Genomic DNA, 24,067 nt, shown 5'->3' with positions numbered 1-24,067 from the left:
CCGGGTGCTCGGCTGACCTGGTGCGGCACCGCGACTAAGGTGAGGCTCTCCTATCTCGCCGTCCGCCCCGGGAGCTGCCCGTGTCCCCCTCGACCGACGCCGCCCCGCGGCCGGGTCCCGGTGGGGTGGGCCGCCCGGAGGGCACGGCTCCGCGGCACGGCGGACTGCTCCAGCAGCGGCGCGGCCGCCTGCTCGGCCTGCTCCTGCTGCTCGTCCTCGTGGTCGTCGCCGCGACGCTGAGCATCGCGGTCGGCTCCCGCGGCCTCGGCCTCGGCGCGGTCTGGCAGGCGCTGACCGGCCCCGGCCTCCCGACCGAGGAGACGGTCATCGTCCGCGAGCTGCGGGTGCCGCGCACCGCGCTCGGCCTGATGGTCGGCCTGTCCCTCGGCATCGCCGGCGCGCTCGCCCAGGGCCACACCCGCAACCCGCTCGGCGACCCGGGCCTGCTCGGCGTCACCGCCGGGGCCTCCCTCGGCGTCGTCCTGGCCATCCACCTGCTCGGCGTCGGCACGCCGGCCGGGTACGTCTGGTTCGCCTTCGCCGGTGCCCTGGTGGGCACCGTGCTCGTCTTCTCGCTCGGTTCGGCCGGCCGCGGCGGCGCCACGCCGGTCACCCTGGCCCTGGCCGGCGCCGCGCTGTCGGCGCTGTTCTACGCGCTGGTCCGGGCGATCCTGGTCAGCGACACCGACAGCCTCGACGCCTTCCGGTTCTGGGTGGTCGGCGCCCTGGCCGGCCGCGGCGCCGACGTCGCCTGGCAGGTGGCGCCGTTCATCGCGGTCGGCCTGGTGCTCGCCCTGGTCAACGCCCCCGCACTCGACCTGCTGGGCCTGGGCGAGGACGTCGCCCGCGGCCTCGGCCAGCGGGTGTGGCTGGCCCGGTCGGTCGGTCTGGCCGCGGTCACCCTGCTCTGCGGCGCGGCGACAGCGGCCTGCGGGCCCATCGCCTTCGTCGGCCTGGTGGTGCCGCACGTCGTCCGGGCGTTCACCGGTCCCGCCCACCGCTGGCTGGTCCCCTGCTCCGGTCTGCTCGGGGCCGCCCTGCTGCTGATCGCCGACGTCGTCGGCCGCGTCGTCGTCCGCCCCGGCGAGCTGCAGGTCGGCATCGTGCTGGCCCTGGTCGGGGCGCCGTTCTTCATCGCGCTGATCCGCCGGCGCCGGCTGGCGAGCACGTGACGGCGACGACCGGGCGGGTCCGCCGGCCCGGCGGGACCGTCGTCCGCATCGGGCCGGTCTCCGGCCGGGTCCGCTGGCGGCAGGTCGCCGTGCCGCTCGGCGCGGCCGTCGCCGTCGTCCTGCTCTCCGCGGCCGGCCTCGGCCGCGGCGACTTCCCGATCGGCCTGACCGACGTGCTGCGCACCCTGGTCGGCCTGGGTGAGCAGACCCAGCGGTTCATCGTCCTGGAGCTGCGGGCGCCGCGGATCGCCGTCGGCGCGCTGGTCGGTCTGGCCCTGGGGGTGGCGGGCGCGCTCTTCCAGACCTCCGCCCGCAACCCGCTGGCCTCCCCCGACGTCCTCGGCATCACGCAGGGCGCGTCGGCCGGCGCGGTCGCGGCGATCGTCCTCGGCGGGACGGCGAGCGGCCTCGGCGTCCCCCTCGCCGCGCTGCTCGGCGCCCTGGTCACCGGCCTGCTCCTGCTGCTGCTCGCCTGGCGCGCCGGGATCGACGGCTACCGGCTGGTGCTGGTCGGCATCGCGCTGTGGGCGGTCGCGGCGGCGCTCGTCGACTGGCTGCTCACCCGCGCCGAGGTCTACGACGCCGCGTCGGCCTACGTGTGGATCACCGGCTCGCTCAACGCCCGGACCTGGGGCGAGGCCGTGCCGCTGCTGGTCGCCCTGGCCGTCCTGTTGCCGGCCGCACTGGCCTGCAGCCGTGCGCTGGACGTCGTCCAGTTCGGGGACGACACGGCCCGCGGCCTGGGGGTGCGCCTCGTCCCCACCCAGGCGCTCGTGGTCCTCGTCGCGGTCGGGCTCACCGCCGCCGCCGTGGCCGCGGCCGGCCCGATCTCCTACGTCGCGCTGGTGGTCCCGCAGGTCGCGATCCGGCTCACCGGCGGCTCGCGGCCGCCGCTGCTGGCCTCCGGCCTGCTCGGCGCCGCTCTCGTCGTCGGCGCGGACCTGCTGACCCGCACCGTGCTCCCCCAGGCGCTGCCGGTCGGCGTGCTCACCGCCGCCGTCGGCGCGCCGTACCTGCTCTGGCTCCTCGTCCGCGGAAGGCGGCGATCCACCCTGTGACCACCACCCCCACCCTGCCGGGGACCGGAACGGTCCGTCTCGCCGCCGAGTCGGTCAGCCTGGCCTACGACGACCGGGTGGTCGTCCGCGACCTGGACCTGCAGCTGACCGACGGGTCGTTCACCGCCGTCGTCGGCCCCAACGGCTGCGGCAAGTCCACGCTGCTGCGGGCACTGGGCCGGTTGCTGCGCCCGGTCAGCGGCCAGGTGCTGCTCGACGGCCGGGCGATCGCGCGGACGCCGACCCGCGACGTGGCCCGGGTGCTCGGCCTGCTGCCCCAGACGCCGGTCGCCCCCGAGGGCCTCACCGTCGGCGACCTCGTCGCGCGCGGCCGGCACCCCCACCAGTCGTGGCTGCGGCAGTGGTCCCGCGACGACGAGGCGGCGGTGGCCGAGGCGCTCACCTGGACCGACATGGCCGACCTCGCCGACCGGCCGGTCGACGAGCTCTCCGGCGGGCAGCGGCAGCGGGCCTGGATCTCCATGGCGCTCGCGCAGGGCACCGACCTGCTGCTGCTCGACGAGCCGACGACCTACCTGGACCTCTCCCACCAGATCGACGTCCTCGAGCTGGTGGCGCGGCTGCACGCCGAGCGCGGCCGCACCGTCGTCGTCGTGCTGCACGACCTCAACCTCGCCGCGCGCTACGCGCAGCGGCTGGTCGCGATGGACGACGGCGCGCTGGTCGCCTCCGGGACGCCGGAGGAGGTGCTCACCGAGCAGCTGCTGGCCGACGTCTTCGACCTGGAGGCGCGGATCGTGCCCGACCCGGTGGCCGGGACGCCGATGGTGGTGCCGGTCCGCCGGCTGCGGTGAGGCCCCCTCCTCCCCACCCCTCGCAGGCTCGGGACGGGACCCGGGAGGGGGCCGTTCAGCCAGCGACGCCCTGCCGCCAGTAGCCCATGAACGCCACCGACCCGAGGGGGACGCCGAGGTCGCCGACCAGGTGGCGGCGCAGCGACCGCACCACACCGGCCTCGCCCGCCAGCCAGGCGTAGCAGCCCGGTGCGGCGTCCGTGTCCGGCACCTCCCAGAGCAGCTCGTCGCCGACCTCCTCCGGCGGCGCGGCCGGCGTCGAGGCGAGGCCGAGCTCGCACAGCGCCTCGTGCACGGCCGGCACCAGCAGCGACCCGCGCGCGGCGCCGTCCCGCGGCAGCCAGCGCAGCGTCGCCCCCGCCGACAGGGCGACGTCCACCGCGTCGCCGGCCTCGGGCACCTCCAGCAGCGCGGTCACCGAGCGCGGCGCGTCATCGAGGGACTCCAGGATCGCGCAGACCGCGGGCACGGCGGTCTCGTCGCCGGCCAGCAGCAGCGTGCGCGCGGCCGGGGGCGGCGCCCACTCCACGCCCCACGGACGACCGGAGCCGGGCCGGTCCGGGCCCAGCAGCGTGATCCGGTCGCCGGGCACCGCCGCGGCGGCCCAGCTCGCGGCCGGGCCGGCGTGCCCGTCCTCGACCCCGTGCAGGACGACGTCGACGTCGAGCTCGGCGCGCTCGGGGCGGACCGCCCGCACGGTGTAGGTGCGGATGACCGGGCGCTGCTCCTCGGGCATCGCGCAGTACTCCGGGTACCAGTCCGGACCGCACTCGCGCAGCCGGTCCAGCCCGGCGTCGTCGCGGGAGAGCACCAGCTTGAAGCGCTGATCGCAGCCGGCCGCACCGAACCCGGCGAGCTCGGGACCGGTGAGGGTCAGCCGCACGGAACTCGGGCCCAGCCGGCGGACGGCGGCCACCGAGGCGTCGAAGAACCGCCAGGCGGGCGCGGCCCCGACCTCCGGCTGCGCGGTGAGCGTCATGACTCGTCCCCCGTCCCGGGCCACCCGTGCAGCGGCTTACTTAGGCAAGGCTAACCTGAGCCTCCCGGCCAGGGGAATGCCCCCGGGCCCGAACGGGAGGAGACCCGTTGCACCGCAGACCCCGCCGCCTGACCGGCGCCGCCCTCACGCTCGCCGCGCTGGTCGTGACGACCGGCTGCTCTAGTGGGTCCGCCGAACCGGCCGCGGCGGAGGAGCAGGGCGGCTGGAGCTTCACCGACGACCTCGGCAGCACCGTCGAGCTGGACGCCGTCCCGCAGCGGGTCGCGGGCCTCAACGACGTCGTCGCCTCGTTGTGGAACTACGGCGTGGAGCCGGTCGCCAGCTTCGGCCAGACCTCAGCGGCGGACGACGTGGCCTTCGAGGGCCGTGACCTCGCCGACCTGGCGATCGTCGGCGAGAGCTACGGGCAGATCGACCTCGAGCGCCTGGCCGCGGCCGACCCCGACGTCATCGTCACCTCGGTCTACCCGACCGACTCCTCGGGCGCCCTGGACCCCGGGCAGCCGCTCTACGGGTTCGAGTCGATCCAGCAGCAGGAACAGGTGGCCCGGATCGCGCCGATCGTCGCGATCGCCTACCGCGGGTCGGCCGCCGACGTCATCGAGCGCACCGTCGAGCTCGCCGAGTCCCTCGGCGCCGACAGCGCGACGATCGACGCCGCCCGCGAGGACTACGACGCGGCGTCGGCGGAGCTCACCGCGGCCGCCGAGCGCGGGATCACCGTGCTGCCGGTCTACGCCACCGCCTCGGACGGCTGGTGGATGGGCAAGGCGCCCGACGACCCCTCGCTGCGCCTCTACTCCGACCTGGGCGTCGACTTCGTCGACCCGGGCGGCGACACCTACTTCTGGGAGACCGTCAGCTGGGAGCAGGTCCCCCGGTACCCGAGCGACGTGATCCTGTACTCGCTGCGCGGCGGCGAGACGCCGGAGCAGATGCGCGCCCAGCCGACCTATCCCCTGCTGCCCGCGGTGCAGGCCGGCCAGGAGCACCCGTGGAAGTACATCGGCATGGACCACACCGCCCAGGCCGCCTACATGTCCGAGCTCGCCGGCTGGCTGGACGAGGCCCGGGAGGTCACGTGAAGGACCCCGTCCTCCCCACGCTCCGCAGGCTCGGAGCGGGTCCCCGACGCGGAGTGCGTCCCGGGACACGGCTGCCGGACGCCCTCCGTGGGAGCTCCACCCCTGCTCACAGGTGGAAGCAGGGGTGGAGCTCCCAGGGGGTACTGCACCCCGGGTCCCCGTCGGCGGTCACGACGACACCCGACCCGCCAGCCCGCCCCGGGATCGCTGTGAGAGCGGCGAGGTCAGGCCGGGGCCGCCTCCGGCACGGGCGCGGCGGCCTCACGGCGGGCCGCGCGCGCGGTCTGCGCCAGCCCGATGCCCACGAGGACGACGAGGCCCCCGAGCACCTGCCAGCCGGAGAGCACCTGCTCCACCCACACCCAGGCGACGACCGAGGCCAGCACCGGCTCCACCGTGGCGATCAGCCCGGCCGTCGTCGGGGGCAGGTGGCGCAGCGCCGCCAGGGACAGCCAGAACGGCAGCACCGCCCCGAGGACGACGATCCAGCCGACCAGCACCCACAGCGGCAGCTCCAGCGAGCCGAGCGAGACCGGCACCGAGGAGCCGAGGACGGCCGGGTCGAACGGCCAGAACGGCGCGGCGACCGCCCAGAACAGCGCGGCCGCGACGAAGCTCCAGCAGGTGAGCGCCACCGGGTCGCGGGTGGTCGTGCCGCGCTCGCCCATCAGGTAGTAGCCGGCCAGGCACAGCGCCGCACCGAGGGCTGCGGCCACGCCGCCCACGTCGAGCGAGCCGCCGCCCTGCCACACCTCGGCGACCAGCACCAACCCCGACAGCGACAACCCGAGCGCGGCCCACAGCCGGCGGCGCACCCGCTCGCCGCGCACCAGCCACACCCACAGCGCGATGAACACCGGCGCGGTCATCTCGAAGACCAGCGCGATGCCGACCGGCAACCGGCCGATCGCCACGTAGTAGAGGTACTGGGTCGACGCGATGCCGACCACGCCGAACGCGGCGAGGAAGGGCACCTCGCGCCACGAGACCCGTAGCCGCGTCGGCGCCACGACGGCCAGGACGGCGAGCAGCACGACCGCCGCCCCGCCGCAGCGCAGCGCCGTCAACCAGGGCGCGGGCACCCCCGCCTGGAGGGCAAGCGTGGAGACGGTGCCGTTGACGGCGAACAGGCCCGCGGCGCCGACGGTCAGCGCGGAGCCGAGCGGAGGACGGGGCACGGGGCCGACGGTAGCGACCGTCCGGCCCCGAGCCACCTACCGGGGGGTCACTGGACGGCGGCGGGGTCCATCCAGACGGCCTCCCAGACGTGCCCGTCGGGGTCGGTGAAGCTGACGCCGTACATGAAGCCGTGGTCCTGCGCCGGCATCCACGCCTTCCCGCCGGAGGCCAGCGCCCGCGCCAGCAGGTCGTCGGCCTCCTCCCGGCTCCCGGCCGACAGCGCGTTGAGCACGGTGGTCGTCTTCGCCGGGTCGCCGACCTCGGCGCCCTCGGGGAGGAAGTCGGCGAAGCGGTCCCGGGTCAGCAGCATCACCACGATGTTGTCCGCGACGACGACCGACGCCGTCCGCTCGTCGGAGAACTGCTCGTTGAAGCCGAAGCCGAGGCCGCTGTAGAAGGCCCGGGACGCGGCCAGGTCGCTCACGGGCAGGTTGACGAAGATCCAGCGCACGGTGTGCTCCCGTCGTCGCGGGGGCCCGGTCGGCCCCGTCGCAGGTACGACGGGGCCGACCGGCCGAACTCATCGCCCGCGGCCGGGGACCGGCGAGCCGGCCTCGGGCAGGGGCGAGCCGACGTCGCGCGCCGTCCGGTCGCCGTCGGGGCCGCGCCGCTCGGCGGCCGGCAGCGGGGTGCTGCGGGTCGGGGTGTCGGGGATGCCGTCGTGGTCGGCGTCCGGTGCGGCCTCGACCACCAGCACGAAGTCCTCGCCGTGCCGGGTGATGCCGTCGACGACGGCCTGCTCGACCGCCTCGGCCGCGACCGAGCGCCGCAGCATGAGCGGGTCCGAGCGGACGTCCTTGGCCAGCGACACCGCCATCCCCACCATCACCAGCGCGAAGGGCAGCGCGGCGATGATCGTCAGGTTCTGCAGGCCGGTCAGGGCCGCGTCGCCGCCGACCAGCAGCATGATCGCGGCCACGGCGCCCATGACGACGCCCCAGAAGACGACCACCGTGCGGCTCGGCTCGATCGTGCCGCGCTCGGACAGCGACCCCATGACGATCGAGGCGGCGTCGGCGCCGGAGACGAAGAAGATCGCGACCAGCACCATGACCAGCACGGTCATCACGGTGGCCAGCGGGTAGGTGTCCAGGACGCCGAACAGCTGCCCCTCCGCGGTGGCCTGCCCGGCGACGTCGGCACCGTCGCGCTGGGCGGCGATCCCCGCCCCGCCGAACACGGCGAACCAGACGAGGCTCACCACGCTGGGCACCAGCAGCACGCCGGTGACGAACTGCCGGATGGTCCGGCCGCGGCTGATCCGGGCGATGAACAGCCCGACGAACGGCGTCCAGCTGATCCACCAGGCCCAGTAGAAGACCGTCCACCCGCGCAGCCACTCGGCCGTGGCGTCGCCGCCGCTGGCCTCGGTGCGGGCGGCCATCTGCGCCAGGTCGGCGAAGTACGTGCCGATCGTGGTGGGCAGCACGTTGAGGATCAGCACGGTCGGGCCGACGACGAACACGAACACCGCCAGGACGACGGCGAGCACCATGTTGGTGTTGGCCAGCCACTGGATGCCCTTGGCGATGCCGGAGACCGCGGAGGCGACGAAGGCCGCCGTCAGCACCGCGATGACGACCACGAGCAGCCCGCTGCCGGCGTCCCCCACCCAGCCGAGGATCTCGATGCCGCTGCCGATCTGCAGCGCACCGAGACCGAGCGAGGCCGCCGAGCCGAACAGCGTGGCGAAGATGGCCAGGACGTCGATGGTCTTCCCGGCCCAGCCCTCGGTGCGGCGCTGTCCGAACAGCGGCGCGAACGCGGAGCTGATCAGCTGCCGCCGGCCGCGGCGGAAGGTGCCGTAGGCGATCGCCAGGCCGACGACGGCGTAGATGGCCCACGGGTGCAGCGACCAGTGGAACATCGTGGTCGCCATCGCGGTCTGCAGGGCCTCGGGCGTCTCGGCCGCGACGGTGTCCGGCGGGGGCGAGACGTAGTGCGACAGGGGCTCGCTGACGCCGAAGAACATCAGTCCGATGCCCATGCCGGCGCTGAACATCATCGCGACCCAGGAGACGGTCCGGAACTCCGGTCGCTCGTCGTCCCGGCCCAGCGGGATCCGCCCGTACTTGCCGGCCGCCAGCCAGAGCACGAAGACGACGAACGCCGAGGCGAGCAGCACGAACAGCCAGCCGAGGTTGGTCTCCACCCACTCGAGGGCGGTGGCGCTGGCCGACCCCAGGCCCTCCGGGGCGGCGAAGCCCCAGGCGACGAAGGCCAGGGCCACCACGGCGGAGATCCCGAAGACGACCCGGTCCAGCGACCCCTCGCGGTCGGCCGGCGACGGCGGTGGCTCGGCGACGGCGGGGTGGGTCTCCGCGGACCCGGACGGTCTGGGGTGTGCAGGTGTGGTGGTCACAGGTGATCCGTGGCGCCGGTCTCGGCGCACTCCCTCTCTCGTTCGACGACGGGTCGCGGACGGCACCAGGGGCGCCGACGGCAACCCGTCCACGGTAGGGACGTCGTGCGACGGGTGCGGTTCGCCCTGGTCTGGGCGGGACCTCTCGGGAGGACGACCGGGTGCTGTGTGCACGCCCCGGGGGCCGGGCACACACCCGGCAGCGAGGCGTCCGCCCGGCCGGGACGGCGGCGCCGTGACAGGGGGAGGTCCCGACCGTGAGTGAGCCGCGTCCGCCCTGGTCGGCGCGCCGTCGCAGGCTGCTGCTGTGGCTGGCGGTGGGGGCGGTCCTCGGGGGCCTGGGCGCCGTCGGTCTGCCGAACGAGTTCGGGGTGACGGCGGGCTTCTTGGCCGCCCTCTGCGCCTTCCTCCTCGTGGCCGCGCTGGTGGTGTTCATCACCGTGCCCGGGCCCGACACCCTGGGCACCCTGTTGCGCACGTCACCGCTGGCGGGGGCGGTGCTGGTGGTCGCCGTCCTGCTGGTGATGGCCAACCCGGCCGGGTCGCTGCGCTGGCTGTGGGTGGTCGCCGCGGTCGCCGCCGCCGGGTGGACGGCGTTCGCCGTGTGGGAGACCCGCCGCTCGGGCGGCTGACCCCAGCGGCAGACTCGACACCCGTGACCGCCGGCCTGCCCACCGCCCTCTACGTGCCCGACGGCGACGGCTTCGTCGCCACCGACCTGACCATCGGGCCGTGGGACCCGGGACTGCAGCACGCCGGGCCGGTCGCCGCCCTGCTGGCCCGCGAGGCCGAACGGGTCAGCGAGATCCCCGACGGGCAGACCGTGCGGCTGGCCTTCGACATCCTCGCGCCGGTCCCGGTGGGCCCGGTGCAGGTCAGCGCCCGGCTGCTGCGGCCGGGACGGCGGATCGAGCTGGTGGAGGCGGTGCTCACCGCGGACACCTCGGGGCGGCCGCTCGTGCGGTTGACCGCCTGGCGGATGCGCAGCTCCGCGGTCGAGGGGACACCGGAGACCGGCGTCCCGCTGCCCGGGCCGGAGGAGAGCCGCCCGGAGACGCCGGCCTTCTTCACCACCGACGTCGCCTACCACCGGGCGCTGGAGTGGCGCTTCGTGCACGGGTCGTTCAACGCGCCCGGTCCGGCGGCCGCGTGGACCCGGGCGCTGTGCACCCTGGTCGAGGGCGAGCCGATGAGCCCGCTGCAGCACCTGCTGGTGATGACCGACGCGGCCAGCGGCATCTCCGCCGTCCTGGACTGGCAGCGGGCCACCTTCGCCAACGTCGACCTCACCGTCGCCCTGGTGCGCCCGCCGGCCGGGGAGTGGCTGGGCGTCGACGCCGCGACCACGATCGGCTCGGCCGGCGCCGGGCAGTGCTTCGCCGACCTCCACGACGCCACCGGCCGGATCGGCCGCTCGGCGCAGGCCCTGTTCGTCGCGCCGCGCTGACCCGGTGGTGGCGCTGCCGAGGTCCGTCGGAGAGGCTGGAGCGCGATGGCACCGCTGGACCCACTGCTGACCTGGCTCGCCAGTCGTGGGCTGGAGATCGCCCTCATCGTCCTGGGGTCGGTCCTGCTGGCCCGCTTCGTGGCCTGGGTCGGCGAGAAGATCACCGACCGCATCGACGCCCGTGCGACCGGCGGTGACGCCCTGGTGCGCTCCGAGGCCGCCAAGCACCGGCACTCGCTGACCCAGGTGATCACCTGGACGTTGGTCGTGATGGTCTACGCGATCGCCGTCTTCGCCGTCCTGGACCGGGCGGGCATCCCGATCGGCGGGCTGGTGGCGCCGGCGACCGTGCTGGGCGTCGGGCTGGGCTTCGGCGCGCAGCGGGTCGTCGGTGACGTGCTGGCGGGCTTCTTCATCATCACCGAGCGGCAGTACGGCTTCGGCGACGTCGTCTCCATCACCGTGGTCGGGGCCGGTGACCCGGCCGAGGGGACGATCGAGGACGTCACGCTGCGGGTCACCCGGCTGCGCTCGTCGAACGGCGAGGTGATCACCCTGCCCAACGGGCAGATCGTGAAGGTCGTCAACCTCTCCCGCGACTGGGCCCGGGCCGTCGTCGACGTCCCCGTGCCGACGACGCTGGACGTCAGCCGGGTCAACGACATCCTCAAGGAGGTCGGCGCGGAGGCCTTCCGCGACCAGGGGTTGCGCCCGCTGCTGCTCGACCCGCCCAGCGTGATGGGCGTGGAGACCCTCGACCTCGAGCAGGTCAACGTCCGGATGGTGGCCCGCACGCTGCCCGGCAAGCAGTTCGAGGTCGGCCGCGACCTGCGCGCCCGCGTCGTCCAGGCCTTCCGGCAGGCCGGCCTCAACGTGCCGGCGCCGACGGCGGGCGCGCCGACCGGTGGGCTCTCCACCTCCTCCTCGGACGGCCCCCGGTGACCACCCCGGAGACCAACGGCCCCGGCGAGCCGACCCGCGAGCTGTCGGTGAGCACCGCGCCGCCGCCCGCGCCGCGCCGCTGGTGGACGGCGGTGCCGCACCACCTCGGCCGCGCACGCACCTCGACCGTCGTCCTGGCCCTGCTGTTCGTCGGGCTCTACACGCTCTACCTCAACGTCCGCCCGCCGGACCCGCCCGCCGGGGCTCCGTCGGGGTCGACGGTGCAGACGTCGGCTCCGGCGGCCACCGGACCCGCGGAGCCGACGGAGACCTCCGCACCCACCACGACGGCCCCGACGACGACCCCCACCACGGAACCGACGACCGCGCCGTCGCCGACGGAGGAGAGCGGGCCGGTCGGGGAGTCGCCGGGACAGACGCCGACGACGGTGCAGCCGACGACCGCGGAGGCCCCGGCCACGCAGGCGCCGGCCACGCCGCCGCGGACGACGGCGGCCTCCCCGACGCCGTGACCGCGCCGGTGTGAGCACCCTGGCCGTGCCGCGCCGAGCGCGCACAGGGCAGGATCGGCATCCCGTGCCTCGTCGCCCGCGAGGCCCCGTGGAGGGAGAACCCGTGGCTGACCGATCCCTGACCCGGCGTGGACGGGCCGCCCTCGCGGCCGTCGCCGGCCTCACCCTCGTCCTCGCCGGGTGCGGGGACGACTCCGGCGGCACCGGCACCGGCACCGGCGGTGGCACCGGCGCGGCGGACACCGGCGAGCCGCTGCCGACCGTCGCGGCCGACGAAGCGCTCGCCACGCGGGTCCCCCCGGCCGTGGCCGAGGACGGCGTGATCGCGGTGGGCAGCGACAGCACGTACGCGCCCAGCGAGTTCCTCGCCGAGGACGGCCAGACGATCATCGGCTTCGACGTCGACCTGTTCACGTCGGTCGCGCAGAAGCTGGGCCTGGAGGCGCAGTTCGAGACCGCGCCGTTCGACTCGATCATCGCCGGCGTGGGCTCGGGCCGGTACGAGGTGGGCGTCTCGTCGTTCACGATCAACCCCGAGCGCCTCCAGCAGGCCACCATGGTCAGCTACTTCAACGCCGGCACCCAGTGGGCCACCCGCGCCGGCAACCCGGACGGCGTGGACCCCGAGAACGCCTGCGGGCTGTCCATCGCCGTGCAGCGCGGCACCGTGCAGGTCGACGACATCACCGCCCGCTCCCAGGCGTGCGAGACCGCCGGGCAGGAGCCGATCACGATCGACCAGTACGACGCCCAGAGCGACGCCACGGCCGCGGTCGTCTCCGGCCGCGACGTCGCCGTCCTCGCCGACTCGCCGGTCATGGCCTACGCCGTCGCGCAGACCAACGGGCAGCTGGAGCTCCTCGGCGACATCTACGACTCGGCGCCCTACGGCTACGTGATCCCGAAGGACCAGGCCGACTTCGCCCAGGCGGTCGCCGACGCCGTGCAGGCGCTGATCGACGACGGCACCTACACCCAGGTCCTCGAGCGGTGGGGCGTGGAGGACGGCGCCATCGACGACCCGACGGTCAACCCCACCGTCGGCTGACCCGGAGGACTCCCCATGGCCGCGGAGGCTCCTGACACGACGGCCCGGCCGGCACCGCCCGAGCAGATCCGCGCGGTGCCGGTCCGGCACCCGGGCCGATGGGTCGGCGCCGCCGTCATCGCCGTGCTGGCGGCCATGTTCGTCCACATGCTGGCCACCAACCCGGTGTTCCAGTGGGGCTTCATGCTCGACAACATGTTCACCCCCGCGGTGCTCCGCGGGGCGCGGACCACGCTGGTGATGACGGTCGCGGCCATGGTGCTGGGCGTGCTGCTCGGCATCGTCCTCGCCGTGATGCGGCTGTCGCCGAACCCGGTCGTCTCGGGCGCGGCGTGGGCCTACATCTGGTTCTTCCGCGCGATCCCCCGCATCGTGCTGCTGTTCTTCATCGCCAACCTCGGCGCGCTCTACGCCCGCTACGAGTTCGGCTTCCCGTTCGATGCGCAGCTGATGGACCTGCTCGGGTTCCAGGCCGACTGGCGGTTGTTCGGTTTCGACGGCAACGAGATCTTCCAGGGGTTCGTCGCCGGGCTGCTGGGGCTGGCGCTGTCCGAGGGCGCCTACATGGCCGAGATCGTGCGGGCCGGCATCCAGTCGGTCGACCCGGGCCAGGCCGAGGCGGCGCACGCGCTCGGCATGAGCCGCGGCCGGACGATGCGCCGGATCGTGCTCCCGCAGGCCATGCGGGTGATCATCCCGCCGACCGGCAACGAGACGATCGCGATGCTCAAGGACACCTCCCTGCTCATCGCGGTGCCGGTGACCACCGAGCTGAACTTCCAGCTGCGGGCGATCGGTTCCCGGACCTTCCAGATCATCCCGATGGCCGTGGCCTCGATCCTCTGGTATCTGGCGCTCACCAGCCTGCTCATGATCGGCCAGTACTTCCTGGAGAGGCGGTTCAGCCGCGGCTTCGGCGCCGCCGAGACCCGCGGGCAGCGGGCCGCCCGCCGGGCCGCCGAGGTCGGGGGCCAGAAGTGACCGGGGACGGGGGCGCGATGGTCCGGGCCGAGGGCGTGCGGAAGTCCTTCGGCCACGTCGAGGTCCTCAAGGGCATCGACCTGGAGGTCGCCCCGGGCGAGGTGGTCTGCGTCATCGGCCCCTCCGGCTCGGGCAAGTCGACCTTCCTGCGCTGCATCAACCACCTGGAGAAGGTCGACGCCGGCCGGCTGTGGGTCGACGGGCACCTCGTCGGCTACCGGGAACGGGGCGGCAAGCTGCACGAGCTGCGGGACCGGGAGGTCGCCGCGCAGCGCCGGGACATCGGCATGGTCTTCCAGCGGTTCAACCTCTTCCCGCACATGACCGCCCTGGAGAACGTCGTCGAGGCGCCGGTCGGGGTGAAGGGGGTGCGCAGGGAGGAGGCCCGCGCCCGCGGCGTCGAGCTGCTGGAGCGGGTGGGTCTCGGCGAGCGGGTGCACAACTACCCGAACCAGCTCTCCGGCGGTCAGCAGCAGCGCGTGGCGATCGCCCGGGCACTGGCGATGGAGCCCAAGCTCATGCTCTTCGACGAGCCGACCTCCGCGTTGGACCCGGAGCTGGTCGGCGAGGTCCTCGACGTGATGCGCGGGCTCGCCGAGTCGGGGATGACGATGGTCGTCGTCACCCACGAGATGGGGTTCGCCCGCGAGGTCGGTGACTCGCTCGTCTTCATGGACGACGGCGTCGTGGTCGAGGCCGGTGACCCGCGCCGGGTGCTCACCGACCCGCAGCACCCGCGCACCCAGGCGTTCCTCTCCAAGGTGCTCTAGGAGCTCGTCACCACCGCGATCCCCGGGCTGCGGCCCACCTCGGCGAGTGCGGCACCGGCCTCGTCGAGGGTGAGCCGCCGCGTGACCAGGGCCTGCGGCCGCAGCCGGCCGGCGGCGATGAGGCCGAGCAGCTCGGGATAGGCGTGCGCGGCCATGCCGTGGCTGCCCAGCACCTGCAGCTCGCGGGCGACGACGAGGTCCATGGGGACCGCGGGCCGGCCCTGCGCGGGCGGCAGCAGCCCGACCTGCACGTGCCGGCCCCGCGGTCGCAGCGACCGGACCGAGTTCTCGCAGGTCACGGCCGCGCCGAGGGCGTCGAGGGAGACGTGCGCACCCCCACCGGTGAGCTCGGCGACGGCGGCCGGGACGTCGCCGCCGCCGTCCACCGTGTGCTCGGCGCCGTTGGCGGCGGCGAGCTGCAGTGCCGCCGGGGAGACGTCGACGGCGACCACCCGGGCACCCGCGGCGACGGCCACCTGCACCGCCGACAGCCCCACCCCGCCGCAGCCGTGCACGGCGACCCACTCACCGGGCCGGACCCGCGCGACCTGCGCCACCGCGCGGAAGGCGGTGGCGAACCGGCAGCCCAGGCTGGCGGCGGTGGTGGCGTCCAGCCCGTCAGGCAGCGCGACCAGGTTGACGTCGGCGGCGTCGAGCGCGACGTACTCGGCCATCGAGCCCCAGTGCGTGAACCCGGGCTGGGTCTGCCGGGTGCACACCTGGTGCTCGCCGGCGGCGCACTGCGCGCAGCGGCCGCAGGCGTTCACGAACGGGACGGTGACGCGGTCGCCCACCCGCCAGCGCCGGACGTCCGCCCCGACGGCGGCGACGGTGCCGGCCAGCTCGTGCCCGGGCACGTGCGGCAGGACGACGTCCGGGTCGTGGCCCTGCCAGGCGTGCCAGTCGCTGCGGCAGACGCCGCTGGCGCCCACCCGGACGACGACGCCGCCGGGCGCCGGGTCGGGGGCGGGGACGTCCTGCACGGTCAGCGGGCCGCCGAAGGACTCGAACAGGAGTGCACGCACACCCGGGAGCGTGCCGCACCGGCGCGGGCAGCGGTCGGCCCCCTGCAGGGTCCCGCCGCGAGCCTGCGAGTGGCGGGGGGCAGGGGGTCCTTTCTCAGTCCATCGCGTCGCCGGGGGTCTGCCCGGCCGGCGGGAGCTTGGTGCGGACGACCGGGCGCACCTTGCGGGCGCTGTCGAGCCGCTCGGTGTAGCTGGCCGCGTTGCCGCGGATGTGCAGCAGGTCGTCGTCCGTGGCCTGCCGGATCACCTTGGCGGGGACGCCGGCGACGAGCGAACCCGGCGGCACCTGCGTGCCCTGGGTGACGACGGCGCCGGCGGCGACGATCGAGCCCGAGCCGATGTGCGCGCCGTTCATCACGACGCTGCCCATGCCGACCAGGACGTCGTCGTCGATGCGGGCGCCGTGCAGGACCACGCGGTGCCCGACGGTCACGCCGCGGCCCACGACGAGCGGGAAGCCGGGGTCGGAGTGCAGGGTGCAGCCGTCCTGGACGTTGGAGCCCTCACCGATCTCGATGACCTCGGCATCGGCGCGCGCGACCGCGCCGTACCAGATGCTCGACCGCGGCCGCATCGTCACGGCGCCGACCACGACGGCCGTCGGCGCGACGAAGGCCTCGTCGTCGATGTGCGGGGACCCGAACGGCAACTCGGCGATGTAGTTCTCGGCCACGGCCGACAGCACAGCACAGGCGCGTCGCAGTTGCACCGCCGGATGCCCTCCCGGGCGTCGGCGACCGTGGACCGCGCCGTCGGCCGGCGCCAGGATGGCCGCCGTGACGCTGCCGACCGACCTGCCGGTGCTGGCCTTCCCCGACCAGGCCGCGCTGGAGGAGTGGCTGGACGCCGAGCACGCCACCGCGCCCGGGCTGTACGTGCGCCTGGCCAGGAAGGGGTCAGGCGTCCCCTCGGTGACCTACGCCGAGCTGGTCGAGTCGGCGCTCTGCTTCGGCTGGATCGACGGCAGGTCGCAGCGCCTGGACGAGACCTCCTACCTGCAGCGGATCACACCGCGCCGGCCGCGCAGCGTCTGGTCGCAGAAGAACGTGGCCGCGGTGGAGGCGCTCATCGCCGCCGGCCGGATGCGCCCGGCCGGCCTGGCCGCGGTCGAGGCGGCGCAGGCCGACGGCCGCTGGGATCGCGCCTACGCCGGCCCGGCCACGATCACCGTTCCCGACGACCTCGCCGCCGCGCTAGCCGCCGAAGCCGCCGCGCAGCAGGCGTTCGACGGCCTCGACGGCCGCAACCGCTACGCCGTCCTGCACCGGGTCGCCACGGCCGCGACACCGCAGACCCGCGCCCGCCGGATCGCCGCCCTCGTCACGATGCTCGCCGAGGGGCGGCGTCCGTACTGACGTGCGGTCGCTCGTCCCAGAACCGCGCGTCGCGCCGGCGCCACAGCAGCATGAGGACGACGCCGACCGCCGTGATCGCCACCCCGATCACCAGCGGCGGCCCGAGCCCCAGCCAGGCCTCGCCGGTGTAGCTGTTCGCCGGGTCGGCGAGGTCGCGCACCGAGAGCACGAGCAGCCAGACCAGCATCGCCGCACCGGCCAGCGGCCCGACGCCGAGCAGCAGCAGGTCGGGCAGGTTGCGGGTGAGCCGCCGGCGGAAGTAGACGGCGCAGGCGATGCCGGTCATCGCGTAGTAGAGCGCGATGAGCAGGGACAGCGCGGTGATCGAGTCGAACAGCGCGTTCTCCGACAGGGCGCTGACGCCGAGGTACCAGACCACCGCGATGCCGGCGACCCACCAGGTGGAGACGTCCGGCGTCCGGTGGCGCGGGGAGATCGACCCGAACTGGGCCGGCAGCGCCGCGCGCCGGGCCATCGACAGCCCGGTGCGGGACGCCGGGATGATCGTCGTCTGGGTGGAGGCGATCGCCGAGGTGGCGACGGCGAGCAGCACCACCCAGTCCCAGCCGCCGAGCACGCGCTCGGAGAGCAGCGCGAACACCGCCTCCTCCTCGTCGGCGTTCTCGGCCAGCCAGCTCGTCCCGGCGAAGCAGACGACGGCGACCGCGACGCCGAGGTAGGTCAGCAGCAGGACGACGGTCGAGAGCACGCCGGCCCGGCCGGCGGCGCCACCGCGCGTCTCCTCGGTCAGGTTGACCGCCGACTCCCACCCCCAGTACGCGAAGACGCCGAGCAGCAGACCCCCGGTCAGCGCCGACCCGCCCGACCCGAACGGGTCCAGCCAGGACCACGCCGGCGTGAGCGCGCCGAACGGGCTGTCCCCGCGCAGACCGCGCACCAGCGCCACGACGGCGAACACCGCCAGCGCGAGCGTCTGCGCGACGATCAGCCCGTTCTGCACCCGCGCGGACAGCTCGGTACCCAGCACGCACAGCGCGGCCATGACCACGACGAGCAGCACGGTCAGCCCCAGGACGACGGGGGTCGAGGACTCCCAGCCGTCCAGCCCGACCGCGAGCAGGGCGAACCGGACGCCGACCTCCGCGAGCGACCCCACCACCAGGACGCCGGTCATCGCGATCGCCCACCCGCCGATCCACCCGGCCCACGGGCCCATCGCCCGGGTGACCCAGGAGAACGTCGTCCCGCAGTCGGGGTCGGCCCGGTCCAGCGCGGCGAAGGCGGCCGCGATGAGCAGCATCGGCACGAACGAGGCGAGCAGGACCCCGGGGGCGTGTACGCCGACCAGCGCCACGATCGGCCCGATCACCGCGGCCAGCGAGTAGGCGGGTGAGGTCGCGGCGAGGCCGACGACGAGGGCGTCGCCGAAGCCGATCGCGTCGGGGCGCAGGGTGGGTAGGGGCTCCGCGGGCGCGGTCACGGCGCGCGACGCTACGGGCGTCGCTGCCTGCGCTGCCGTTGGCCCCCCTGCAGCAGGAGGACCCTCCTGCCCCCCACCGCTCGCAGGCTCGCGGCGGGCCCCTGCAGGAAGGCCGTCGGGACGGAACCGCGCTAGGGGATCCTGCTTCAGAGGATGCGGCGCGCCCCGACGTAGTCGCCGATGTCCACGCTCGTCACGGCCACCGGCTGGCTGAAGGTGCGGGCGTGCACCATCTTCCCGTTCCCGACGTAGATGCCCACGTGGTAGACGGGTGAGCCGAAGAACACCAGGTCACCGGGCTGCAGCTCGCCGCGCGAGACGGCGGTGCCCATCTGCGACTGCGCGCGGCTGGAGTGCGGCAGGGAGACGCCCACGGCGGCGTAGGCGTAGCTGGTCAGACCCGAGCAGTCGAAGCCGTCGGGGCCGGTCCCGCCCCAGACGTAGGGGTCGCCGACCTGCGCGAGCGCGGCCTCGAGCACGGCCCCGACGTCACCGCTGGGCGCGGCGGCCACGACCGCGCCGACGTCGGCGGTCAGCGCCGGGCCGGCGACCGCGGTGCGGACGGCGGCCTGCTCGGCGGCCGAGAGGCTCGCGTAGTCGCTCTCGTACTGCTGCTGACGCGCCTGCACCTCGGCCCGCTGGCGCTGGAGCTCGGCGAGCGACGCGGTGGCCTGCGCGGCGGTGGCGTCGGCGTCGGCCCGGGCCTGCTCGGCGGCGCGCTGCGCGATCGACACCTCGGCCAGCAGGCCCTCGGTGTGCGCGGCGATGAGGTCCAGCGTGGTCATCTGCTGGACGACGTCCGCCGCGGAGTCGGACGTCAGGAACGCGGCCATCCGGGACTGCGTCGTGCCGGCGCTCTGCGCGATGGCCGCCAGCTGCGGGCCGTAGCCGGCGAGCACGGCCTCGGCCTGGGACGCCCGCTCGGCGGCGTTGGCCGCGGTCTGCTGCTGCGCGGCCACGGTGAGCTCGGCCTCGTGGACCTGCTCGTCGAGGGTGGCCAGCTGCTTGCTGGTCTCGGCGACCAGCCGCTGCGCCTCGTCCGCGGACGCCGGGGCGGCGCTCGCGGTCGCCGGGGTCAGCAGCACGGCGACGGTGGCCGTGGCGGCCAGGGCGGCGCGCGACCAGCGCCGGCTCGTCGTCCGGTTGCGGCCCATGTCCGGCCCCCTCTCGCCGCGCCCCACCCCGGGAAGGAGGCGGCGTTCCATGCGCGTGAGCACGCACGGTAAGGACATGACGTCAAGGGGTAGGGGACGGCGCGCGGGCTGCCGACCGGGGTGAGCACCTCAGTCGTCACAGCGGTACCGCGGGTCCCGTGCGACGCGGGAGGACCGGCTACCGGCGCCGGGGCGGAGCGGAGCCCGACGGGGTGCGGTCGGGCGCGAGGGGGACCAGCCGGTCGGCCACCGCGCCGGTCACGAAGGAGTAGACGGCCTTGCCGCCGATGTCGACGACCTGGTCGCGGCGCGACCACGTCCACGGCGGCGCGCCGACGCCGGTGGCGTTCTCCAGGGTCTGGTCGGTGGCCAGCCGGACCGAGGTGTGCCAGGCCGAGGCGCGCCAGCCGCGCAGACCGCTGGCCGACCACACGCCGCGCAGGGCGCCGACGAGCGCGCCGGTGCCCCAGTGCATGAGGTGGTTGCGCACGGGCGGGCGCGCGGACCCCGGCAGGCGGCGGCGGGTGGTCAGCGCGGTCAGGGTGCGCGCGGGCACGTACGAGTCCGGGCGGTGGGTCACCGACTGCTCGACCTTCTCGGCCAGCGTCATGGCCGCGGTGCCGGCCAGCCCGGCGAGGGCACCTCCGAGGGCAGCGCGTCCCAGCATGGGACGGCCCTACCCGGGCGGGTGCAGGAGAACCGCGACCCGGCCCCGCGAGTGCGGAGCCGGGCCGGGTGGAGCGCTCGTCGGCCCCCTGCAGGGTCCCGCGCCGAGCACGCGAGGCGTGGGGGCAGAGGTGGTCCGCCTTCAGCCGGCGAGCGGCTCGGAGGCGTCGAGGCCGGTGACCATCTGCAGGTCGCGGACGATGGCGGAGAGCTCGACGGCGGTCCACGGCTCGCAGCAGTCGCAGCCGCCCTCGCGGTAGCTCACCAGGCCGAGCAGGCCCTGGGTCTGGTCCTCGGCGATCGCCAGGCTGCCGACGGAGGGGTGGCGGTGGCAGGCGCAGGCCGCGGCACACAGGCCCAGGCCCCAGCCGGAGACGACGACGGCGCGCCCGTCGTCCCACACCCTGCCGATCTGGAAGACCGACGGCTTCTGAGTCCTGGTCATGGGACCCTCCCCTCACCGGTCCGGCTGTGCCGGAGCCCGTCCGTTGGCGAGCGGAGAGCCTCGTTCCGCTCGGTGCACGTTTCGGCGTGCGCGCGGGCTGGTGAAGTCGAGTTCCCGCTCCCGCGAGACAGACAGTAGGCGACCGAACGCAGAACGTCACGGCACCATGCGCGAGGAGTGTGACGGACCGGTCGCTCCACCTCGCGAGTCCCACGAGCACCACCCGTACGGGTCCGGGAGGCCTCGCCACCAGGGCAGGAAGTCCTCTCAGCTGGCCGGCGACACCGAGCTCATGTTGAAGTCCGGCACCCGCACGGTGGGCATCGCGGCGCGCGTGAACCAGTCGTTCCACTCGCGGGGCAGGGTGCGCTCGGTGCGCCCGGCCTGGGTGATCCGGCCGAGCAGGTCGACCGGCGACTCGTTGAACCGGAAGTTGTTCACCGCGCCGGTCACCTCCCCGCCCTCGACCAGGAAGACGCCGTCGCGGGTGAGCCCGGTGAGCAGCAGCGTCTGCGGGTCGACCTCGCGGATGTACCAGAGCGTCGTCAGCAGCAGCCCGCGCTCGGTGCCCGCGACCATCTCGTCGAGGGACGCCGTGGCGCCCGGCAGCTCGAGGACCAGGTTGTCGACGGTGGCGGTGGCCGGCGCGGTGGTCTTCAGCGCCCAGGCCCGCGGCCGGATCAGGTTGGTCAGCACACCGCCGGAGATCCACTCGACCGCCGGCGTCGCCATGCCGTTGTCGAACACCGACGCCGTGCCCGACGAGCCGCTCACCACCTGGAACGGGCAGGCCTCCAGGCCGGGCTCGAACGGGTCGCTGCGCAGCGTCAGCGGCAGCGCGGCCAGCCGCTCGCCGATCCGGTTGCCGCCGCCGGGCTTCGCGTAGACGTTGCGGCCCTCGTCGGCGTCGCGGGCCTCCATCGTCCAGTGCGCGTAGATCATCAGGTCACTGACCGCCGAGGGCGGCAGCAGCGTCTCGTAGCGCCCGGCGGGCAGGTCGACCCGGCGCTGCGACCAGCCGAGCTTGCGCCGCACGTCGGCGACCAGGTCGGCCACCGACACGTCGGCGAAGTCGCGGGTGCCGACGCCGGCCCACACCGAGCGGCTCATGTCGCCGCTCTTGCCGTTGAGCTCCACCCGGCCGCTGGGCTGGTCGTGCCGCAGCCGCAGCCCGGTCGACGTCCCCAGGTAGGTGGTGGCCATGGCGTGCTCGGCGTAGCCGAAGAGCAGCTCGGCGCGGTCGCGGGCGCCGCCGAAGGCCTCCCCCAGCGCGGGCGCGAAGTCGCGGAAGACGCCGATCGAGGTCTCCGCGGGCTCGGCGTCCCAGTCGCCGGCGCCGGGCGGCGCCTCGCTGACCAGCGGGACGGCGTCCTCGGCCGGGCCGGCGTCGCGGGCGGCCTGCTCGCTGGCCGCCACCAGCTCCTCGACGTCCGGGCTGCCGGTGCGCGCCACCGTGCCGGCCGCCATCCCCGCCCCGCCGTCGACGAACGAGACGACGACGACCTGCCGGGAGCGCATCGAGCCGTTCGTGGTGAGGCTGTTCTTCGCCCAGCGCAGGTTCGCCTCGGAGCTCTCCACGACGAAGGCGACCTGCCCGTCGGCGGTGGAGGCGGCCAGCGCCTTCTCGACGACGTCCTGCGGACGCGACCACGAACTCATCGTCCCTCTCCTCGCTCGCTGGCGCTCGCACCGCTCATCGCCCGGCCTCCTGCACGGTGTTCAGGATGTTCACGTTCTCGAACAGCGCCACCGGGCAGCCGTGGCTGACCGGGGCGACCTGCCCGGGCTGGGCCTTGCCGCAGTTGAACGCGCCGCCGAGCAGGTACGTCTGCGGGCCGCCGACGACGCGCATCGAGCCCCAGAAGTCCGTCGTCGTCGCCTGGTAGGCCACGTCGCGCAGCTGGCCGGCGAGCCTGCCGCCCTCGATCCGGTAGAAGCGCTGGCCGGTGAACTGGAAGTTGTAGCGCTGCATGTCGATCGACCAGCTCTTGTCGCCGACGACGTAGATGCCGCGCTCGACGCCGGCGATGACGTCGGCGGTGGAGGGCCCGTCGGGAGCCGGCTGCAGCGAGACGTTGGCCATCCGCTGCACCGGCGTGTGCTGCGGCGAGTCGGCGAAGGCGCAGCCGTTGGAGCGCGTCATCCCGCTCATCCGCGCGGTGTTCCGGTCGACCTGGTAGCCGACCAGCACGCCGTCCCTGATGATGTCCCACTGCTGCCCGGCGACGCCCTCGTCGTCCCAGCCGATCGTGGAGAGCCCGTGCGGGGCGGTGCGGTCGCCGGTCACGTCCATGATCTCGGAGCCGTACTGCAGGGTGCCGAGCTGGTCGACCGTGGCGAACGAGGTGCCGGCGTAGGCGGCCTCGTAGCCCAGCGCCCGGTCCAGCTCGGTGGCGTGGCCGATGGACTCGTGGATGGTCAGCCACAGGTTCGACGGGTCGACGACGAGGTCGTAGCGGCCCGCCTCGACCGAGGGCGCCTTGGTCTTCTCCATCAGCAGCGACGGGATCTCGGCGATCTCGCCGCGCCAGTCCCAGCCGGTGCCGGTCAGGTACTCCCAGCCGCGGCCGGCCGGCGGCGCGACGGTGCGCATGCTCTCGAACGCGCCGGTGGAGCGGTCGACGGTGAGCGCGGTGAGGTCGGGGTTGATGCGCACCCGCTGCTGCCGGGTGCGGGTGCCGGCGGTGTCGGCGTAGTACTTCTGCTCCTTCACCGCCTGGCAGACCGCCTGCACGTGCTCGACACCGTCGGCGGCCAGCAGCTGCTCGGACAGCTCGGTGAGCAGCCCGGTCTTCTCCGCGTCGGGCACCTCGAACGGGTCGATGTCGTAGTCGGACACCCAGACCGCGTCGGGGTACACCGGCTCGGGCGCGAGCTCGACGCGGTCGCTGTTGACCGCCGCCGACACCTGCGCGACGGCGACCGCCTCCTCGGCCAGCCGCACGGCCTCCGCCGCGGTGAGGACGACGCCCGCGGCGAACCCCCAGGTCCCCTCGTAGACCACGCGCACGGCCAGGCCGAGGTCCTCGCCGTCGGCCAGGGACTCCAGCCGGGCGTCGCGCAGGCTGATCGACTGGGTGCGGATCCGCTCCACCCGGAGGTCGGCGTGCTCGCAGCCGAGGTCGAGGGCCCGGGTGAGCGCGGCGTCGGTCAGCGCGGACAGCGGCAGGGCGAGGAAGGACGCGTCCACGTCGCGGGAGGCAGCCACCGCCCCTGTCTACCAGCGCGGGCGGCAGGGTCCACGCCGGGCCCGAGGGGTCCGCCGCCCGGCCGGGCACCGGCGCCACTAGCCTCGCTGGGTGCCCCGACGCCGGATCTGGGCCGTCCTGGCGGCGGCCCTCGCCCTCGCCGCCTGCGGGGGCGGCGGGCTGGACCGGCCAGCCACCGAGGCGTGCGACGCCGTGGCCGCCTGGATCGACGCGGGGAGCCCGGCCGACCAGCGGGCCCCGGTCACCGAGCGGGCCGGCGACCTGCTCGGGCAGTCGGACTCGACACCGCTGACCGACCCCTACGAGCGCTTCCGGGACACCCGGGAGGACGACCTCGACTACGCCGCGGTCGTCGAGGCGGGCGCCAACTTCGTGCGGGCCTGCTGGGACCACGGCTGGGAGCACCCCGGGGGCTGACCCGGTCACCGGCTCCGGGCGGC

At 74.9% G+C, this 24,067-nt stretch carries 25 protein-coding genes; 13 read left to right on the top strand and 12 right to left on the bottom strand.

What is annotated here, in order from left to right:
* Positions 1 to 80 precede the first annotated feature (80 nt).
* From ACWIX7_RS14115 to ACWIX7_RS14105, 3 genes are read left to right on the top strand one after another with little or no spacing between them, the layout of a single operon-like run.
* Complete coding sequence (locus ACWIX7_RS14115; protein WP_448617078.1) at positions 81 to 1,172, top strand: FecCD family ABC transporter permease; 1,092 nt, start codon at positions 81 to 83, stop codon at positions 1,170 to 1,172.
* Complete coding sequence (locus ACWIX7_RS14110; protein WP_448617077.1) at positions 1,169 to 2,230, top strand: FecCD family ABC transporter permease; 1,062 nt, start codon at positions 1,169 to 1,171, stop codon at positions 2,228 to 2,230. Before ACWIX7_RS14115 ends, ACWIX7_RS14110 begins: the two co-directional genes overlap by 4 nt.
* Entirely contained in the window at positions 2,227 to 3,045 is an 819-nt protein-coding gene (locus tag ACWIX7_RS14105) for an ABC transporter ATP-binding protein (protein ID WP_448617076.1), read from the top strand. Before ACWIX7_RS14110 ends, ACWIX7_RS14105 begins: the two co-directional genes overlap by 4 nt.
* A 55-nt stretch (positions 3,046 to 3,100) precedes the next feature.
* Here ACWIX7_RS14105 and ACWIX7_RS14100 read toward each other — a convergent pair whose 3' ends face one another.
* Positions 3,101 to 4,024: a siderophore-interacting protein gene (locus ACWIX7_RS14100; protein ID WP_448617075.1), complete on the bottom strand. Its 924-nt coding sequence runs from the start codon at positions 4,022 to 4,024 to the stop codon at positions 3,101 to 3,103.
* A 107-nt stretch (positions 4,025 to 4,131) separates the two neighbouring features.
* On the opposite strand from ACWIX7_RS14100, the gene ACWIX7_RS14095 reads away from it, so the two are divergent.
* Positions 4,132 to 5,130: an ABC transporter substrate-binding protein gene (locus ACWIX7_RS14095; protein ID WP_448617074.1), complete on the top strand. Its 999-nt coding sequence runs from the start codon at positions 4,132 to 4,134 to the stop codon at positions 5,128 to 5,130.
* A 224-nt stretch (positions 5,131 to 5,354) separates the two neighbouring features.
* Here the strand turns inward: ACWIX7_RS14095 and ACWIX7_RS14090 are convergent, their stop codons facing one another.
* The 3 genes from ACWIX7_RS14090 to ACWIX7_RS14080 form a co-directional block, all read right to left on the bottom strand.
* Positions 5,355 to 6,308: an EamA family transporter gene (locus ACWIX7_RS14090; RefSeq protein ID WP_448617073.1), complete on the bottom strand. Its 954-nt coding sequence runs from the start codon at positions 6,306 to 6,308 to the stop codon at positions 5,355 to 5,357.
* Positions 6,309 to 6,355: 47 nt separating this feature from the next.
* Positions 6,356 to 6,760, bottom strand: coding sequence for a VOC family protein (locus tag ACWIX7_RS14085; protein WP_448617072.1), 405 nt, complete (start codon positions 6,758 to 6,760; stop codon positions 6,356 to 6,358).
* Between the two features lie 69 nt (positions 6,761 to 6,829).
* Positions 6,830 to 8,671: a BCCT family transporter gene (locus ACWIX7_RS14080; RefSeq protein ID WP_448617071.1), complete on the bottom strand. Its 1,842-nt coding sequence runs from the start codon at positions 8,669 to 8,671 to the stop codon at positions 6,830 to 6,832.
* Between the two features lie 257 nt (positions 8,672 to 8,928).
* Here ACWIX7_RS14080 and ACWIX7_RS14075 point away from each other — a divergent pair, with 257 nt between their 5' ends.
* The 7 genes from ACWIX7_RS14075 (at position 8,929) to ACWIX7_RS14045 (ending at position 14,332) form a co-directional block, all read left to right on the top strand.
* Positions 8,929 to 9,303, top strand: coding sequence for a hypothetical protein (locus ACWIX7_RS14075; protein ID WP_448617070.1), 375 nt, complete (start codon positions 8,929 to 8,931; stop codon positions 9,301 to 9,303).
* Between the two features lie 23 nt (positions 9,304 to 9,326).
* A complete protein-coding gene (locus ACWIX7_RS14070) occupies positions 9,327 to 10,118 on the top strand; it encodes a thioesterase family protein (protein ID WP_448617069.1) in 792 nt (263 codons plus the stop codon).
* A 45-nt stretch (positions 10,119 to 10,163) separates the two neighbouring features.
* Positions 10,164 to 11,060 (top strand): mechanosensitive ion channel family protein, encoded by an 897-nt coding sequence (locus tag ACWIX7_RS14065; RefSeq protein ID WP_448617068.1) that lies wholly within the window; start codon positions 10,164 to 10,166, stop codon positions 11,058 to 11,060.
* On the top strand, positions 11,057 to 11,533 hold the full coding sequence (locus tag ACWIX7_RS14060) for a hypothetical protein (protein ID WP_448617067.1): 477 nt from the start codon (positions 11,057 to 11,059) through the stop codon (positions 11,531 to 11,533). The genes ACWIX7_RS14065 and ACWIX7_RS14060 overlap by 4 nt, the downstream gene beginning before the upstream one ends.
* Before the next feature lie 103 nt (positions 11,534 to 11,636).
* Positions 11,637 to 12,581, top strand: a complete 945-nt coding sequence (locus ACWIX7_RS14055) for an ABC transporter substrate-binding protein (protein ID WP_448617066.1) — start codon at positions 11,637 to 11,639, stop codon at positions 12,579 to 12,581.
* A gap of 15 nt (positions 12,582 to 12,596) precedes the next feature.
* Positions 12,597 to 13,562 (top strand): amino acid ABC transporter permease, encoded by a 966-nt coding sequence (locus tag ACWIX7_RS14050; RefSeq protein WP_448617065.1) that lies wholly within the window; start codon positions 12,597 to 12,599, stop codon positions 13,560 to 13,562.
* Positions 13,559 to 14,332 carry an amino acid ABC transporter ATP-binding protein gene (locus ACWIX7_RS14045; RefSeq protein WP_448617064.1) on the top strand — a complete coding sequence of 258 codons (774 nt, stop codon included), beginning with the start codon at positions 13,559 to 13,561 and terminating at the stop codon, positions 14,330 to 14,332. The genes ACWIX7_RS14050 and ACWIX7_RS14045 overlap by 4 nt, the downstream gene beginning before the upstream one ends.
* Here the strand turns inward: ACWIX7_RS14045 and ACWIX7_RS14040 are convergent.
* Positions 14,329 to 15,357: a zinc-dependent alcohol dehydrogenase family protein gene (locus ACWIX7_RS14040; protein WP_448617063.1), complete on the bottom strand. Its 1,029-nt coding sequence runs from the start codon at positions 15,355 to 15,357 to the stop codon at positions 14,329 to 14,331. The two genes, ACWIX7_RS14045 and ACWIX7_RS14040, sit on opposite strands and share 4 nt — an antisense overlap.
* 94 nt (positions 15,358 to 15,451) lie before the next feature.
* A complete protein-coding gene (locus ACWIX7_RS14035) occupies positions 15,452 to 16,030 on the bottom strand; it encodes a gamma carbonic anhydrase family protein (protein ID WP_448617062.1) in 579 nt (192 codons plus the stop codon).
* A 103-nt stretch (positions 16,031 to 16,133) separates the two neighbouring features.
* Here ACWIX7_RS14035 and ACWIX7_RS14030 point away from each other — a divergent pair, with 103 nt between their 5' ends.
* Entirely contained in the window at positions 16,134 to 16,712 is a 579-nt protein-coding gene (locus ACWIX7_RS14030) for a YdeI/OmpD-associated family protein (RefSeq protein ID WP_448617061.1), read from the top strand.
* On the opposite strand, the gene ACWIX7_RS14025 is transcribed toward ACWIX7_RS14030, so the two are convergent.
* The 6 genes from ACWIX7_RS14025 to ACWIX7_RS14000 form a co-directional block, all read right to left on the bottom strand.
* Positions 16,678 to 18,153: an APC family permease gene (locus ACWIX7_RS14025; RefSeq protein ID WP_448617060.1), complete on the bottom strand. Its 1,476-nt coding sequence runs from the start codon at positions 18,151 to 18,153 to the stop codon at positions 16,678 to 16,680. The two genes, ACWIX7_RS14030 and ACWIX7_RS14025, sit on opposite strands and share 35 nt — an antisense overlap.
* 146 nt (positions 18,154 to 18,299) lie before the next feature.
* Positions 18,300 to 19,307 carry an NlpC/P60 family protein gene (locus tag ACWIX7_RS14020; protein WP_448617059.1) on the bottom strand — a complete coding sequence of 336 codons (1,008 nt, stop codon included), beginning with the start codon at positions 19,305 to 19,307 and terminating at the stop codon, positions 18,300 to 18,302.
* Between the two features lie 178 nt (positions 19,308 to 19,485).
* Positions 19,486 to 19,974 (bottom strand): hypothetical protein, encoded by a 489-nt coding sequence (locus ACWIX7_RS14015; protein WP_448617058.1) that lies wholly within the window; start codon positions 19,972 to 19,974, stop codon positions 19,486 to 19,488.
* A gap of 141 nt (positions 19,975 to 20,115) precedes the next feature.
* Entirely contained in the window at positions 20,116 to 20,418 is a 303-nt protein-coding gene (locus tag ACWIX7_RS14010) for a hypothetical protein (protein WP_448617057.1), read from the bottom strand.
* A 267-nt stretch (positions 20,419 to 20,685) separates the two neighbouring features.
* Positions 20,686 to 22,077 (bottom strand): metallopeptidase TldD-related protein, encoded by a 1,392-nt coding sequence (locus ACWIX7_RS14005; protein WP_448617056.1) that lies wholly within the window; start codon positions 22,075 to 22,077, stop codon positions 20,686 to 20,688.
* Between the two features lie 34 nt (positions 22,078 to 22,111).
* Entirely contained in the window at positions 22,112 to 23,626 is a 1,515-nt protein-coding gene (locus tag ACWIX7_RS14000) for a TldD/PmbA family protein (RefSeq protein ID WP_448617055.1), read from the bottom strand.
* Positions 23,627 to 23,717: 91 nt separating this feature from the next.
* Here ACWIX7_RS14000 and ACWIX7_RS13995 point away from each other — a divergent pair, with 91 nt between their 5' ends.
* A complete protein-coding gene (locus ACWIX7_RS13995) occupies positions 23,718 to 24,044 on the top strand; it encodes a hypothetical protein (RefSeq protein WP_448617054.1) in 327 nt (108 codons plus the stop codon).
* Positions 24,045 to 24,067: the final 23 nt, after the last annotated feature.

It is taken from the genome of Geodermatophilus sp. URMC 65 (assembly GCF_053502545.1).
Note: the sequence above shows the minus strand (reverse complement) of the source record. Positions and strands in the feature narration are given on the sequence as shown.